This window comes from Allorhizobium sp. Av2 (assembly GCF_021462805.2).
GTDB lineage: Bacteria > Pseudomonadota > Alphaproteobacteria > Rhizobiales > Rhizobiaceae > Allorhizobium > Allorhizobium vitis_G.
The window spans coordinates 1551443-1567221 of the sequence record NZ_CP192696.1; the positions used below are offsets into that span (position 1 = coordinate 1551443).

Here is a 15779-nt window from a genome sequence, read left to right on the forward strand (position 1 = left end):
CCGGCTGCCAGCCATAGATAAGGCTTCCCACCATGGGAAGGTCAAGGCGTGAGCTGGAGAAATCTCATCGTAGCGAGGGCTGCTGTTTGAGGCGCATCGCCGCAGCTTGACTTAAGTCAAGGTTACAAAGGGCGGGACGTGAAAAACCTCTGACAACGAGAGGTGCCGTTATGACTAGCAATGGGATAGAGACACGACCAGATGTTGAGCGTTTTACCGCCGAGCCGGTGAATTCCGCCAAAATTCGCAGGCCGCTCTATGAAGCCCGCAAGAAGATCTTTCCAAAGCGCGCTTCGGGCCGTTTCCGGCAGTTCAAATGGCTGATCATGGCCATTACGTTGGGGATTTACTATCTCACGCCATGGCTGCGCTGGGATCGCGGTCCCTATGCCCCAGACCAGGCGGTATTGATTGACCTGGCGCATCGGCGTTTCTACTTCTTTTTCATCGAGATCTGGCCGCAGGAGTTTTTCTTTGTCGCGGGCCTGCTGGTCATGGCGGGGTTTGGCCTGTTCCTGGTCACATCCGCGGTCGGGCGCGCCTGGTGCGGCTATACCTGTCCGCAGACGGTCTGGGTCGATCTGTTTCTGGTGGTCGAGCGCTTTTTGGAAGGCGACCGCAATGCGCGAATCAAGCTGGACAGCGCGCCGTGGAGCCCGTCCAAGATCTGGAAACGCGGTGCCAAGCATGTCACCTGGATCATCATCGGCGTGCTGACTGGCGGTGCGTGGATCTTCTATTTCGCCGATGCGCCGAGCCTGCTGAAGGAGTTTGTTACCGGTCAGGCGGCTGGCGTTGCCTATGTCACTGTCGCCATCCTCACCGCCACGACCTATGTGTTCGGCGGGCTGATGCGCGAGCAGGTCTGCATCTATATGTGTCCATGGCCGCGCATTCAGGGCGCCATGCTGGACGAAAAATCACTGGTCGTGACCTATAATGACTGGCGCGGCGAGCCACGGACCCGCCATGCCAAGAAAGCCGCCGCAGCGGGTGAGACTGTCGGCGATTGTGTCGATTGCAATGCCTGCGTGGTGGTCTGTCCGATGGGCATCGACATCCGCGAAGGCCAGCAGCTGGAATGCATTACCTGCGCGCTCTGTATCGATGCCTGCGATGGGGTGATGGATAAGCTTGCCAAGCCGCGTGGGCTGATCGCCTATGCGACACTGGAGGAATATCAGTCCAATATGGCGCTGGCGACTGATAGTGGTACAAGGCCAATCGATCCCGATCGGGTTCGCAAGGCTGATGGCAGCTTTGTCGATTCCATCAGGCATTTCGATTGGCGGGTAATTTTCCGGCCCCGGACCTTGCTATATACAGTTGTCTGGTCCGCTGTCGGCGGCGGCCTGGTGTTTGCGTTGATGACCCGCGACAGGCTGGACATCAACGTGCTGCATGACCGCAATCCGCAATATGTGCTGGAATCGAACGGCGCGATCCGAAATGGCTATACGGTGCGGCTGCTCAACATGATCCCGCAACCGCGCGATCTGACGGTCACGCTGGACGGCCTTCCCGACGCCACCATGAAGGTCAATGGAATGCAGGAACAGCCAAGTCGGTCGATGACCGTTACGGCAGAACCGGATGAGGCCACCACGCTGAAAATCTACGTCACGCTTGCCGGTCGTGACGTGACGGAGGCTTCCGAGCCATTCCGCTTTATCGTCAGTGATCCGAATTCCAGCGAGCAAGCCATTTATAAGGCGACATTTAACGGACCGGCCAACGGATCTGGAGAGAAGAAATGAGTGCTAAGAGCCCAAAACCTTTTGTTTTCACCGGCTGGCATATGCTGGCGACAATCTGCTCCTTCTTCGGCGTGATCATCACGGTCAACCTGACCATGGCCTGGTATGCGGGCCATAGCTGGAGCGGCATGGTGGTGAAAAATACCTATGTCGCCAGCCAGCAATTCAACGACACGACGGCGCAAATCCGCAAGCTGCTGGATACCGGCATCCAGGGGACGATGACGATAAAGCAGGGGGCGATTGCCTATGATCTTGCCATTCCCGGCAAGGGCCCTGTCATTGCTGATCAGGTGGTCGCCAATTTCAAGCGCCCGGTTGGTGAACATCAGGATTTCACTGTCATGCTGAAGCCAGCCGGTCCCGGACACTTCACCGGCGATCATCCTGTCGATGATGGCCATTGGATCGTCGAGACCATTGCAACGCGTGACGGGCAACTGGTCATGCATGAAGCCAACCGTATGGCTGTCATCGGGGGTGAAAAATGAGTTGCTGCGCGGCGGGCTCGGAAGCGGCCCTCGACCTGGAACGCTCAGGGGCGCTGCTGCCATCCTCGGAGGAAATCCGACTGGCAAGCCGGGATCTGGGCGAGGGATTGACCCAGGTGGATTTCAGCGTACCCGGCGTCTATTGCGGCGCCTGCATCACCAAAATCGAGACGGCCTTAAAATGTCTGCCTGCCGTCGAGCGAGCCCGCGTCAACCTTTCAACCCGGCGCGTCGGTGTCGTCTGGCGGGCAAGGATTGCTGAAGAGGGGCCGTTCATCGACAGGCAAGCAGGCCCGGTTATGTGCGATAGCGGCTTCGATCCGGTGGAGCTTGCGCGCACCATCGCTTCCGCCGGCTATAGTTGCCACTTGTTCACACCCCAGGATCTGGCGTCCGATCTGCTCTTGAAACAATTGATCCGGGCAGTCGCCGTTACCGGCTTTGCCGCCACCAATATCATGCTGCTGTCGGTCTCCGTCTGGTCCGGTGCGGATGCATCGACGCGGGATCTGTTCCACTGGATTTCGGCATTGATTGCCGCCCCGGCCCTGATCTATGGCGGACGGTTCTTCTATCAATCGGCCTGGACTGCGCTGCGGCACCGGCGCACCAATATGGATGTGCCGATTGCCATCGGCATCTCGCTTTCCTATTTTTCGTCGCTGTGGGAAACCATTCATCACGGCGAACATGCCTATTTCGATGCGACGGCATCGCTGCTGTTCTTCCTGCTGATCGGCCGGGCGTTGGACCACATGATGCGCGACCGCGCCCGTTCGGCAATCAGCGGTCTGGCGCGGCTCAATCCACGCGGTGCCACCGTTGTCGGCGCAGACGGCAGCCGGGAATATCGGCTAGTCGATGACATCAAGGTTGGCGAACATGTCGCGATCTCGGCAGGCGAGCGTATCGCGCTTGATGGCACCGTCATCGCCGGGGCCAGCGATCTCGATGTCTCCATCGTCAATGGTGAAAGTGCGCCGCAAACCGTCGGACCCGGCGATGCCGTGCAGGCGGGTACACTCAGCCTCACCGGATCGCTGACGGTCAAGGCGACTGCGCAGGCACGCGATTCCTTCCTGTCGGAAATCATCCGGCTGATGGAGGCGGCGGAGGGTGGCAAGGCGCATTATCGCCGCATCGCCGACCGGGCCTCGCAGCTCTATGCGCCTGTCGTTCATCTGCTGGCTCTCACCTCCTTCCTCGTCTGGGGGCTTTATGACGGCGACTGGAAACATGCGCTGATGGTGGCGATTGCCGTGCTGATCATTACCTGCCCTTGCGCATTGGGTCTGGCCGTGCCGGTCGTGCAGGTGGTGGCAGCCGGAAAACTGTTCCAGCGCGGCATCATGGTCAAGGACGGCTCGGCCATGGAGCGTCTGGCCAAGGTGGATGCCGTCGCCTTCGACAAAACCGGCACGCTGACGCTTGGCCGTCCCATGCCCGTCGATATCAACAGGGCCAGCCCCGGCATGATCTCCATCGCCGCCGGGCTTGCTGCTCATTCCCGTCATCCGCTGTCACAGTCCCTGTGGCGCAGCGCCTCGTCCAATTACGCAGCCGGGGCAATCCGCAATTTCTCCGGTGTGACGGAAATTCCGGGTAGCGGCGTTGAGGCCGACGCGCCGGAAGGGCGCTACCGGCTCGGAAATCGCCGCTTTGCACTCGGCTCAGGCAAGGGTGAGGCCGATGGTCCGGCTCTGTCGGAAGTCATTCTTTCGCTGAACGGTTACAGTCTCGGCTGTTTCCGCTTCGAAGACAGCCTTCGCCCCAGCGCAACGGAAGTTATTGCCGGGCTTCAAACCGAGGGCATGAGGGTCACGATCCTATCGGGAGACAGGAGGCCGGTGGTGAAGGCGCTTGCGGCACGGCTTGGTGTGGATGCGGCAGAGGCGGAGCTTTCGCCGTCCGGCAAGGCAAACTTTTGTGCGTCAGCGGATGAGGCCGGGCAGCATCTGCTGATGGTGGGCGATGGCATTAATGACGCGCCGGCGCTATCGGCGGCCTATGTCTCCATGGCACCGGCCACGGCAGCCGATGTCGGGCGCCAAGCCGCCGACTTTGTCTTCATGCATGACGGGCTCGATGCCGTGCCTTTCGCCATAAACGTCTCCCGCCGGGCCGGGCAGTTGATCCGCGAGAATTTCGCGCTGGCAATCGGCTATAACGTGCTGGCCGTGCCGGTCGCGTTGCTGGGCTATGCGACACCGCTGATTGCCGCCGTCGCCATGTCGACCTCCTCGATCATCGTGGTCGCCAATGCGTTGCGGCTGAACGGGTTGGGCAGATTTACCCGCAAGACCGACGCCCATGCCCTTGAACCGGCATCGAGCCGCAAACCGCTGGGAATAGCCGCATGAACATGCTGATCTATCTCATTCCCATCGCCCTGCTGATGGGGGGCATCGGCCTTGCCGCCTTTTTATGGTCGCTGAAAAGCGGCCAATATGAGGATATGGATGGCGCGGCGTGGCGGGTGATCACCGACGACGACGACCATCCTTGATCGTTGATTTGTGATCATTTCTGCGAAGGCATCGAAGATGCTGACGCATCCTCGCCTTCAAAAAATTCGAATATCTCAAATTCATCCAAGGCTTGAGATATTCGAAAATGCAATACGATCGCCATTTTCAATGGCTCTCCGTATATGCATCTGCCGTCACACATCCTTGTCCATGCCGTTTCATGTTGCATCTTGCTCCCCTGCCCAAGGAGTGCCAAAACAGCGCTGAAGTTTTTGGTTGAATGAAATGGAGCATGGTTATGCAGCAGGCGGAAATCGGACTGATCGGCCTTGGCGTCATGGGATCGAACCTGGCGCTCAATATTGCCGAGAAAGGCAACCGCATCGCGGTCTTCAACCGGACATCAGCGCGCACGCATGAATTCATTGGCGAGGCAGGCGACCTTGCTGGCAATATCATCGGCTGCGATACGATTGAGGAGTTTGTCGCGGCCATTCGCCCGCCACGCCCGATCATCATCATGATCAAGGCCGGTGACGCCGTCGATCAGCAGATGGAATTGCTCAAGCCGCATCTTTCGGCCAATGACATCATGATCGATGCGGGCAATGCCAATTTCCGTGACACGATCCGCCGGTTCGACAATCTGAAGGATAGCGGCCTGACCTTTATCGGCATGGGTGTTTCCGGTGGTGAGGAAGGCGCGCGTCACGGTCCTTCGATCATGGTTGGCGGCCTGGAAGAAAGCTGGAAGCGGGTCGAGAAGGTTCTCACCTCGATTTCTGCCAAGTTCAATGGCGACCCCTGCGTGGCCTGGCTCGGCAACGATGGTGCTGGCCATTTCGTCAAGACGATCCATAACGGCATCGAATATGCTGATATGCAGATGATTGCCGAAATCTATGGCATCCTGCGTGATGGGCTTGGCATGTCGGCCAGCGAAATCGGCGATGTGTTCGGCCAGTGGAACAAGGGGCGCCTGAATTCCTACCTGATCGAAATTTCTGAAAAGGTGCTGAAGGCCAAGGACCCAATTACAGGCAATCCGATGGTGGATGTCATCGTCGATGCCGCGGGCCAGAAAGGCACCGGCAAATGGTCGGTGATCGAAGCGCAGAATCTCGGCATTGCCGCAACCGGCATCGAGGCTGCCGTGGCGGGACGTGTGCTGTCTTCGCAAAAGCAGGAGCGCGTTGCGGCGGAAGCAATTTTCGGCCTGCCGAAGCCTACTGAAAAGCCCCATGACGGCATGGCTTTCCTGGCCGATCTGGAAAGCGCCTTGCTGGCGGCAAAAATCGCTGCCTATGCCCAGGGCTTTGCGGTGATGGCTGCCGCCTCCAAGGAATTCGGCTGGTCGCTGCCGATGCCGACGATTGCGAAAATCTGGCGCGAAGGCTGCATCATCCGCTCGCAATTCCTCGACGAGATCACCTCGGCCTTTACCAAGGACCCTGACGTGGCCAACCTGATCGTCACGCCCGCCTTCTCGAAAATGGTCAAGGATAGCGATGCAGCACTGCGCCGCGTCGTTTCCTACGCAGCGCTTTCCGGTCTGCCGGTTCCGGCCCTTTCCTCGGCGCTGTCCTATTTTGACAGCTACCGTCGCGGTCGCGGCACTGCCAATCTCATCCAGGCGCAGCGCGACTTCTTCGGCGCCCACGGTTTTGCGCGGGTGGACGGCAAGGATTATCCGCACGGCCCCTGGGGCAGCGGCGCGGCGATCTACTGATCCCAACGGTTTTGCAAGGAAATCAACGCCTCGCTGCTTCACCGCAGCGGGGCTTTTTTAAGGGCGTTGTTTCGATGAACGATCATCTTGTCATTCTGGGCAGCAAGGGCGGCCCGGCGATCCGCCCCGGCGGCCCCAATCCCACATCAATGCTGCTGACACTCGGCGGACGCCGCATTGTCGTCGATTGCGGCCTTGGCGTAACACGCGGGGTGGTGGAGACGGGTATGTCGTTGAAAGAACTGGATCTTGTATTCATTACCCATCTCCATTCCGATCACATATTGGAGCTTGGTGGGCTTCTCCATACGGCCTGGACGACGGGGCTTGAAAAGCCGGTGCTCGTCTATGGGCCTTTGGGTACACAGCAGCTATGGCAGGGGTTTCTCGCCTCACTTGACTATGACATCCGCACGCGAATCGAAGATGAGGGCAGGCCTGATCCGGCGGAGTTGATTACCATCATCGAATATGGCGAAGGGCCGATTTTTGTAGAAAACGGCTTGACGGTGTCGGCATTGCGCGTTGACCATCCACCCGTGACAGAATGCTTTGCCCTGCGGTTTTCCTACGGCGAAAAGACGGTCGTACTGTCGTCCGATACGGCCTATTTTCCGCCGCTGGCACAGTTTGCAGCCGAGGCCGACATTCTCGTTCATGAGGCCATGTTGCCGGAGGGCGTGGACAGCATCGTTGCCCGAACCGGCAATGGCGCTCGCCTGCGAGAGCATCTCTACGCGTCGCACACGCTTGCCGAAGATGCCGGGCGGCTGGCGAGCTCCGCAGGTGTGAAAAAGCTCGTGCTCAATCATCTCATTCCTGCCGATGATCCGGCGTTTGGCGAGGCGGATTGGTGCCGTGCGCTTTCTACCGTCTGGCATGGACCTTTGGTCATAGCCCGGGACGGGGTTTGTATCCCGTTCTGATCAACGGCCAAGATTCTTGTTGGCCGCTGAATGGTTCAGGACCACACAGGCTGGCTGATGCTTTGCAGCAGATGCGGCTCCACGCCATCAATGCTGGCAATCACCGCCTTGGCGAGTTCGCGTCCCGCCATCAACGCATCCTCATTGGCGGTGATGATTTCAGGACGTATCCATTTGAGGATCGGCACTGATTGCTTGGATACGAGATCAACATCCAGGCCCAGCCTCTTGTTGGCGGCATCAATCCCGGCGTTGACAGCGATCGCGGCGCTGCTGGAAGAACAGATGATTCCGTCTGGAGCCTCTGGTGAGCGCATCAGTGTTTCTATCGCGTTGCGGATCTCCTCGAGCGATCCATCGATATTGACGGACACCGGCACTTCTGTGGCACCGGCCTGACGGATGCCCGCCAAAAAGCCATCGCGGGTATGGCGGTAATAGGTCAGCTTTTCGGTCGGCGGCAATAAGGCGATCCGCTTGCGGCCACGCTCAGCCAGCCGCTCCACCGCCTGGCTGGCGAATGCCTCATTGTCGAAATCGTGAAAGGGATGGATCAGGCCGGATGCCGTGCGGCCATGGGCGGCAAACGGCATGCCACGCTCTGTCAGCAGCTTGATACGGGCATCGTCGGGTTCGGTGCGTGAAATGATCACCCCATCCGCAGAACCGGTATCGAGAATATAGCGGACCGGCTGCATCGGGTCTTTGCTGTGGGAATGAGGGGTGACAACGATATGGTAAGGCGTGCCTGACAGGACTTCGGAAATGCCAAACACCATCTGGCTGCTGAAGCCCATGATTTCTTCATCGATGCTGAGCACCAGGGCGATGACATTGGTCTTGCCAGTGCGCAGACGCACCCCCGCACGGTTGGGCTGATAGCCCAATTGCCGCGCCACCATCCGCACCCGCTCTTTGGTATCGGCGCCGATATCCGGCGCATCCTTCAACGCGCGCGATACCGTGGTAATGCCAAGCCCGGTCAGGAAGGCAATGGTCTTGAGGGTAGGGCGTTCGCCCTTGCCTTCATGCGCGCCCCCTGGATGTGAGGCTCCGGTATGTGGGGCCGTTATCGGGCCTGGTCTTCGCTCATCATTCATGAAATGTCCGCCAGTAAAGTCTATTCCTACACTCCAATACTCAGTTTCGGCAAGGAGGCCTGTGACGGGAACTGTCACCGGACAAAAGGTCAATGCGTTCTAAATTCTGAAACGATACAGTAAAAATGTCGAGAGCTAATTCGGAGGATTTCTTCGTAAGAATTACAATCAATACAGGTATTGCGTCGCATCAAGCGATTTCGCAATTGCGAAGAAAAATCTATTTATTGAGAAAAAACAGCCCAAAAAATCAGAATGCAATGCGATGAATCCTGATTTTCAGGGTGTTTTTTGTGTTTTCTAGTAGACGCGGTTTCAGGTGCAAAAAAACTGAATAAAAAATTTTTAATTCCCGGTTGCGTCCTCAAGAAGATTGACTTAGGTTTTTCCGGCAACGTTTCAGTGAGGGAGGAGACTCAATGATAATTCGGTGCATTGCGGCTGCATTGGCAGCCACTGTGGCCTTGCCGCTCGGCATGGCCAGCGCGACCGATCTGGAAGTGACCCATTGGTGGACTTCGGGGGGAGAGGCGGCTGCGGTCAAGGAGCTGGCAAAGGCTTTTGACGCGACCGGCAACAAATGGATCGACGGCGCTATCGCCGGATCGGGCGGCACCGCCCGACCGATCATGATCAGCCGCATCACCGGTGGTGATCCGATGGGGGCGACCCAGTTCAACCATGGACGTCAGGCGCAGGAGCTGGTGGAGGCCGGTTTGATGCGTGATTTGACGGATGTGGCCACCAAGGGCCACTGGAAAGACGTGATCAAGCCCGCAAGCCTGCTGGATAGCTGCACTATTGACGGCAAGATCTATTGCGCGCCGGTCAATATTCATTCCTGGCAATGGCTCTGGTTATCCAATGCCGCCTTCAAGAAGGCCGGTGTCGAGACCCCTAAAAACTGGAATGAGTTTGTTGCCGCAGCACCTGCCCTGCAGAAGGCCGGCATTCAGCCGCTGGCGCTGGGCGGCCAGCCTTGGCAGACCAGCGGGTTGTTCGATACCCTGCTGATTTCCCTTGGTGGTAAGGATCTTTATCTCAAGGTCTACCAAGACAAGGACGAAGCGACGATCAGCGGTCCTGAATTCGCGGCCATTTTCAAGGCGGCGGACGATGCCCGTAAAATGTCGAAGGGCAGCAATGTCCAGGATTGGAACCAGGCCACCAATATGGTGATCACCGGCAAGGCTGGCGGCCAGATCATGGGCGATTGGGCGCAGGGTGAATTCCAGCTGGCCGGACAGGTGGCGGGCAAGGATTATAGCTGCCTGCCGGGTCTCGGTCTCAACGGTTATCTGACGGCGGGTGGCGATGCCTTCTATTTCCCGTTGCTAAAGGACAAGGATAAGTCCAAGGCGCAGGAAGTCCTGGCAGCGACCATTGTCGATCCGAAAACCCAGGTGGCCTTCAACCTGAAGAAGGGCTCGCTGCCAATCCGCGGCGATGTCGATCTGGGAACGGCCAATGACTGCATGAAGAAGGGGTTGGACATTCTTGCCAAGGGCAATGTCCTGGCCAGCACCGACCAGCTGATGTCTGCCGATACGCAAAAGCAGAAGGAGGACCTGTTCTCCGAATTCTTTGCCAATCCATCGATGACACCTGACGCCGCACAGAAGCGCTTCGCCGATATCATCAGCGACGCGGACTGAGCCTGCCGGATCTGATTGTTTTAGGCATTCTCTGGCGCAAGGCCAAATTTCACTTGCGGGACATGCGCTTCAACATCGTCCAGAGCCATGGCGGCGTGTTGCTTCGCCATGGCTTCCGGTTTCGCTCAAGGCCTCCACCGGCTGGATGTTTCCCGGCATAGGAGAGGATGGCTGTGTACAGAGGAGGGTACTCTGATGATGGCCACTGGCCAAAACAAAAGACCGGTTCGGTTGTTTCGCAACCTGAACGCCAAGATTGCCTCTATTCCCATGATCCTCGTTGCTGTCGTTATTTTTCTCGGCGGCAGCATCTGGACCGTGGTCTATTCCTTTACCAATTCAAAGCTTCTGCCCCGGCTGAATTTCGTTGGTCTCGATCAGTATGATCGGCTGTGGTCTTCGGCGCGCTGGCTGATTTCGATCCAGAATCTGGCCGTCTACGGCTTTTTCTCGCTGATTTTCAGCCTGGTGATCGGCTTTCTGCTGGCCGCGCTGATGGATCAGAAAATCCGTTTTGAAAACCTGTTTCGCACGATCTTCCTCTACCCCTTCGCGCTATCCTTCATTGTCACTGGTCTTGTCTGGCAATGGGTGCTGAACCCGGAATTTGGCGTGCAGTCGGTGGTGCGCAGCATGGGCTTTCCCAGCTTCACCTTCGATCCGCTCTATAATCCGCAACTGGTGATCTATGGCATTCTGATCGCGGGTCTGTGGCAAGGCACCGGCCTGGTGATGTGCCTGATGCTGGCTGGCTTGCGCGGTATTGACGAAGACATCTGGAAGGCTTCGCGGGTCGATGGCATTCCGACCTGGAAAACCTATCTGCTGATCATCATTCCGATGATGCGACCGGTGTTCATCACCACGCTTGTCATTATCACCAGCGGTATCGTCAAGGTCTATGACCTGGTGGTGGCGCAAACCAGCGGCGGCCCCGGCATCGCCTCGGAAGTGCCTGCCAAATACGTTTATGACTATATGTTCCAGGCGCAAAACCTGGGGCAGGGCTTTGCCGCTTCGACTATGATGTTGGTGACCGTCGCCATCATCATCATTCCCTGGGCCTATCTGGAATTTGGAGGGCGCAAACGTGGCTGACCATTCCGCTCTCAACACGCAGGCTTCCGCTGTGCGTCCTGTGGCATCACGCCTTGGCGAAGGGCCTGTGGGCCGCAAACCAAAGCCCATGCTGTCGCGCCGTAATATCATGCTCTACGGCATTCTGTTCGTGGCCGCCGCCTATTACCTGCTGCCGCTTTACGTGATGGTCGTCACCTCGCTGAAGGGCATGCCGGAAATTCGGATGGGCAATATCTTCTCGCCGCCGATGGAAATCACCTTCGAGCCCTGGGTGAAAGCCTGGAGCCAGGCCTGTACCGGGCTGAATTGTGACGGCCTGTCGCGCGGTTTCTGGAATTCGGTGCGCATCATGGTGCCTTCGACCGCGGTGTCGATCGCCATTGCCTCCGTCAGCGGTTATGCGCTGGCCAATTGGCGCTTCAAGGGGGCTGAACTGTTCTTCTCCATTCTGGTGATCGGCGCGTTCATTCCCTATCAGGTGATGATCTATCCGATCGTCATCGTGCTGCGCGAAATCGGCATCTATGGCAGCCTGACAGGCCTGATCATCGTCCATACGATTTTCGGCATGCCGATCCTGACGCTGCTGTTTCGCAACTATTTCGCCTCGCTGCCGGAGGAATTGTTCAAGGCGGCCCGGATCGACGGGGCAGGGTTCTGGCAGATCTATCTGCGGATCATGCTGCCAATGTCGCTGCCGATCTTCGTGGTGGCGATGATCCTTCAGGTCACTGGTATCTGGAACGACTTCCTGTTTGGCGTCGTCTTCACCCGCCCGGAATATTACCCGATGACGGTGCAGCTCAACAATATCGTCAATTCGGTTCAGGGCGTGAAGGAATACAACGTCAACATGGCCGCAACGATTTTAACCGGCGCTGTGCCGCTGTTTATCTATTTTGTCTCCGGACGCCTGTTCGTGCGCGGTATCGCCGCGGGCGCCGTGAAGGGATAATGCCGATGAATACAAGTGTTTCCATACGTGATCTCTCGCTCAATTTCGGCGCCGTCACGGTGCTGAAAGATCTCAATCTCGATATTGCCGATGGCGAATTTCTGGTGCTGCTGGGATCGTCCGGCTGCGGCAAGTCCACGCTGCTCAACTGCATAGCCGGGCTTCTCGATGTCTCCGAAGGGCAGATCTTCATCAAGGACAAGAACGTCACCTGGGAAGAACCCAAGGATCGCGGCATCGGCATGGTGTTTCAGTCTTATGCGCTGTATCCGCAGATGACTGTGGAGAAAAACCTGTCCTTTGGCTTGCAGGTGGCGAAAATGCCGAAGACCGAAATCGACAAGCGGGTGGCGCGCGCCGCCGAGATCCTGCAAATCGGTCCGCTGCTGAAGCGCAAGCCAGCCGAGCTTTCTGGGGGCCAGCGCCAGCGTGTGGCCATTGGCCGGGCGCTGGTGCGCGATGTCGATGTCTTCCTGTTTGACGAACCGCTGTCCAATCTCGATGCCAAGCTGCGCGCCGAACTCCGCGTTGAGATCAAGCGGCTGCATCAATCGCTGAAAAACACGATGATCTACGTTACCCATGACCAGATCGAGGCGCTGACGCTGGCTGACCGGATCGCCATCATGAAAAGCGGTGTCATCCAGCAGCTGGATGATCCGATGACCATCTATAACCGGCCAAAGAACCTGTTCGTGGCTGGCTTTATCGGCTCGCCGTCGATGAATTTCTTCAAGGGCGAATTGCGCGAAAACAATGGTGCTGTGGTGTTTCATTCCGGCGGCGTCGATTTCGGCCTGACCGGCTATCAGGCCGATAGCACGCTCCTGCCCGGACGAAAGGTCGTGCTCGGTGCTCGTCCCGAACACATCGCCGTGGACGGCGATATCGGTCCGGGCGAGGAGGCGCATCCAGCTCTCGTTGACATTGAAGAGCCAATGGGCGCCGATAACCTCCTCTGGCTGAAGCTGGCGGGACAGGTGCTGTCAGTGCGCATTGCCGGGACGAGGCGCTACCGGCCCGGCAGCGAGGTCAAACTTGCCTTCGACATGTCCGTCGCATCGATTTTCGACGCCGAGACGGAAACGCGTCTCTGACACCCCTATCCAGAGGAGCGGTATCATCCGCTCCGCAGTTATCGAGGTGACCATGACCGATATCCACGATCTTGCCGGCCCCTGGCAGCTTTCCACCGTAAACGGTGAACACGCCTGCACCATCACCTTGCCCGGCGACGTGCATAGCGCGCTTCATGCGGCAGGCATGATTGCCGATCCTTATTTCGCCAGGAATGAGGAACAGGTGCAATGGGTGGCCGAAAGCGATTGGGTGCTGGTGCGCAGCTTCCATCTCGATGTGGCCGATGCGGATTGGTATCTGGATATCGACAATCTCGACACCGTCGCCATGGTGTTCATCAATGACATCCCAGTACTGTCGGCCGACAATTGCTTCCGGCGCTACCGCCCGGATGTCAGCGCCGCCTTGCAGCCGGGCGAAAACACCATTCGCATCGTCATCCATTCCAGCATCAAGGCAGGGGCCGAGCGGCAGGCGCGCCAACCCTTCTACGTGCCTTACCATCCCGGCAACTCGCCGATCCCCCATGGCAATATGCTGCGCAAGCCGCAAAGCCATTTCGGCTGGGATTGGAATATCGCCATCGCGCCGCTGGGCGTCTATGGGACCATTGCCATCCGCAAACTGGACCCGGCGCGGATCGAGCATGTCGAAACCAGCCAGTTGCACCATGCCGATGGCCGGGTGGAGCTGACGGTGAAGGCAACGATTTTTGCCAAGACCCCATCAGTGGTGCCGGTGCATTTCCAGCTGGAGGACGAGCGGCTGCGGCTGGACTGCGGCGTCAATGCCGGGGAAACGATCATCACCCATGTGTTCGAGATTGAGCAGCCGCAGCTGTGGTGGCCAGCGGGCAGCGGCGAGCAGGCGCTTTACACCTTAAGCGTAGACGTGCCGGGCGATACAGTCGAAAAGCTGATCGGCCTGCGGGTCATCGAACTGCTTACTGATGCGGATGAGGCGGGCAGCCGCTTCGCGTTCAAGGTCAATGGGCGGGAGATCTTCTGCCGGGGCGCCAACTGGATTCCCGCCGACGCGCTGTTTTCGCGTTCGTCGCTTGAAAAAACCAAGGGCTTGCTGGACTCGGCGGTCGCCGCCCACATGAACATGATCCGTGTCTGGGGTGGCGGTTTTTACGAGGCCGACTGGTTCTATGATCTGTGTGACCGTTTGGGCCTGCTGGTCTGGCAGGACTTCATGTTTGCCTGCAATCTCTATCCCTGCACCGATGATTTCCTCGATAATGTTGCAGCCGAGGTCGATTATCAGGTTCGCCGCCTGCAATCGCATCCGTCCATTGCGCTCTGGTGTGGCGACAACGAATTGATGGGGGCGCTGACCTGGTTTGACGAAAGCCGCGATAATCGTGACCGCTATCTGGTTGCCTATGACCGGCTGAACCGGGTGATCGAGCAGGGGGTCAAAAAGACCTTTCCGCAAGCCATCTGGTGGCCCTCCAGCCCCGCCTCCGGCTATCTCGACTATGGCGATGCCTGGCACGCCGATGGCTCAGGTGACATGCATTATTGGTCCGTCTGGCACGAGAACAAGAGCTTCGACAATTACCGCAGCGTCAAGCCGCGCTTCTGCTCGGAATTCGGTTTCCAGTCTTATACGTCGCTGCCTGTCATCGAAAGCTTTGCCGAGGCAAAGGACATGAATATCGCCTCGCCGGTCATCGAGCTGCACCAGAAGAACGCTGGCGGCAATGAGCGGATCGCAGGCACGATGTTCCGCTATTTCCGCTTTCCAAAGGATTTCGCCAATTTCGTCTATCTCAGCCAGATCCAGCAGGGCTTGGCGATCAAGACCGCAGTGGACTATTGGCGCTCGCTGAAACCGCATTGCATGGGTACGCTGTATTGGCAGCTCAACGATACCTGGCCTGTCGCCTCCTGGGCGAGCCTGGATTATGGCGGGCGGTGGAAGGCCATGCATTATATGGTCAAGCGCTTCTTCCAGCCGGTGGCCATTGCCGCCATCCCGGATGAAACGGGCAAGCGGGTGCAGTTCTCCATGGTCAATGACACGGCTGACAGTGTCGATATCGATTTGACCGTGTTTGCGCTGACATTGTCTGGTGAGCGCCGGACACTGGTGACGGCAAGCGGATCATGTTCACCTGACCGGGCAGAGATTTTGACTTCCATTGAACTATCAGATGTCCCAGGTAATGGACTGATAATATGGGATTTCAAGGCATCCAATGGCATGGAAGGCGAGGGCCATTTTGTGTCAGGCGGCGCTTACAAAAGCCTGGAACTGGAACCATCGGGTCTTGAGCTAAAGGCCATGCCACAGGCCGATGGTTCTTTCGAATTGACGGTCACGGCCTCCGATCTTGCGCTGTTCGTGATGATCGAAAGCCGCCTCGACGGGAGCTACAGCGACAACGCCTTCGATCTGACCGCCGGTGAAAGCCGCCGTGTGACCTTCACCCCGGCTACACCGCTGCGGCCGGGCGACGTGCCTGATTTCACCCTTTACGATCTCTATTCCTGCCAGAACACACATTAATCCATCACAAACCGACAATCC

12 protein-coding genes are annotated in these 15779 nt (G+C 58.0%); 11 read left to right on the forward strand and 1 reads right to left on the reverse strand.

Annotation, left to right across the window (positions count from 1 at the left end; translation table 11 throughout):
* The first annotated feature begins 170 nt into the window (after nt 1–170).
* The 6 genes from ccoG (at nt 171) to FS819_RS07510 (ending at nt 7371) form a co-directional block, all read left to right on the forward strand.
* Nucleotides 171–1757, forward strand: coding sequence for a cytochrome c oxidase accessory protein CcoG (gene ccoG / locus FS819_RS07485; RefSeq protein ID WP_156547715.1), 1587 nt, complete (start codon nt 171–173; stop codon nt 1755–1757).
* Nucleotides 1754–2248, forward strand: coding sequence for a FixH family protein (locus tag FS819_RS07490; RefSeq protein ID WP_156547714.1), 495 nt, complete (start codon nt 1754–1756; stop codon nt 2246–2248). Before ccoG ends, FS819_RS07490 begins: the two co-directional genes overlap by 4 nt.
* Entirely contained in the window at nt 2245–4608 is a 2364-nt protein-coding gene (locus FS819_RS07495) for a cation-translocating P-type ATPase (protein WP_156547713.1), read from the forward strand. Before FS819_RS07490 ends, FS819_RS07495 begins: the two co-directional genes overlap by 4 nt.
* Nucleotides 4605–4754 (forward strand): cbb3-type cytochrome oxidase assembly protein CcoS, encoded by a 150-nt coding sequence (gene ccoS, locus FS819_RS07500; RefSeq protein WP_015916125.1) that lies wholly within the window; start codon nt 4605–4607, stop codon nt 4752–4754. The genes FS819_RS07495 and ccoS overlap by 4 nt, the downstream gene beginning before the upstream one ends.
* Before the next feature lie 260 nt (nt 4755–5014).
* Nucleotides 5015–6445, forward strand: a complete 1431-nt coding sequence (gnd, locus tag FS819_RS07505) for an NADP-dependent phosphogluconate dehydrogenase (RefSeq protein ID WP_156547712.1) — start codon at nt 5015–5017, stop codon at nt 6443–6445.
* A gap of 74 nt (nt 6446–6519) precedes the next feature.
* Complete coding sequence (locus FS819_RS07510) at nt 6520–7371, forward strand: MBL fold metallo-hydrolase (protein WP_156547711.1); 852 nt, start codon at nt 6520–6522, stop codon at nt 7369–7371.
* A 35-nt stretch (nt 7372–7406) separates the two neighbouring features.
* Here the strand turns inward: FS819_RS07510 and FS819_RS07515 are convergent, their stop codons facing one another.
* Nucleotides 7407–8471 carry a LacI family transcriptional regulator gene (locus tag FS819_RS07515; protein ID WP_156547710.1) on the reverse strand — a complete coding sequence of 355 codons (1065 nt, stop codon included), beginning with the start codon at nt 8469–8471 and terminating at the stop codon, nt 7407–7409.
* Between the two features lie 419 nt (nt 8472–8890).
* Here FS819_RS07515 and FS819_RS07520 point away from each other — a divergent pair, with 419 nt between their 5' ends.
* The 5 genes from FS819_RS07520 (at nt 8891) to FS819_RS07540 (ending at nt 15758) form a co-directional block, all read left to right on the forward strand.
* Nucleotides 8891–10126, forward strand: coding sequence for an ABC transporter substrate-binding protein (locus FS819_RS07520; RefSeq protein WP_156547709.1), 1236 nt, complete (start codon nt 8891–8893; stop codon nt 10124–10126).
* A gap of 195 nt (nt 10127–10321) precedes the next feature.
* Entirely contained in the window at nt 10322–11224 is a 903-nt protein-coding gene (locus FS819_RS07525) for a carbohydrate ABC transporter permease (protein ID WP_156547708.1), read from the forward strand.
* Nucleotides 11217–12161, forward strand: a complete 945-nt coding sequence (locus FS819_RS07530) for a carbohydrate ABC transporter permease (protein ID WP_234624415.1) — start codon at nt 11217–11219, stop codon at nt 12159–12161. Before FS819_RS07525 ends, FS819_RS07530 begins: the two co-directional genes overlap by 8 nt.
* Nucleotides 12161–13258: an ABC transporter ATP-binding protein gene (locus tag FS819_RS07535; protein WP_272492750.1), complete on the forward strand. Its 1098-nt coding sequence runs from the start codon at nt 12161–12163 to the stop codon at nt 13256–13258. The genes FS819_RS07530 and FS819_RS07535 overlap by 1 nt, the downstream gene beginning before the upstream one ends.
* A gap of 52 nt (nt 13259–13310) precedes the next feature.
* Complete coding sequence (locus FS819_RS07540) at nt 13311–15758, forward strand: beta-mannosidase (RefSeq protein WP_156547705.1); 2448 nt, start codon at nt 13311–13313, stop codon at nt 15756–15758.
* Nucleotides 15759–15779: the final 21 nt, after the last annotated feature.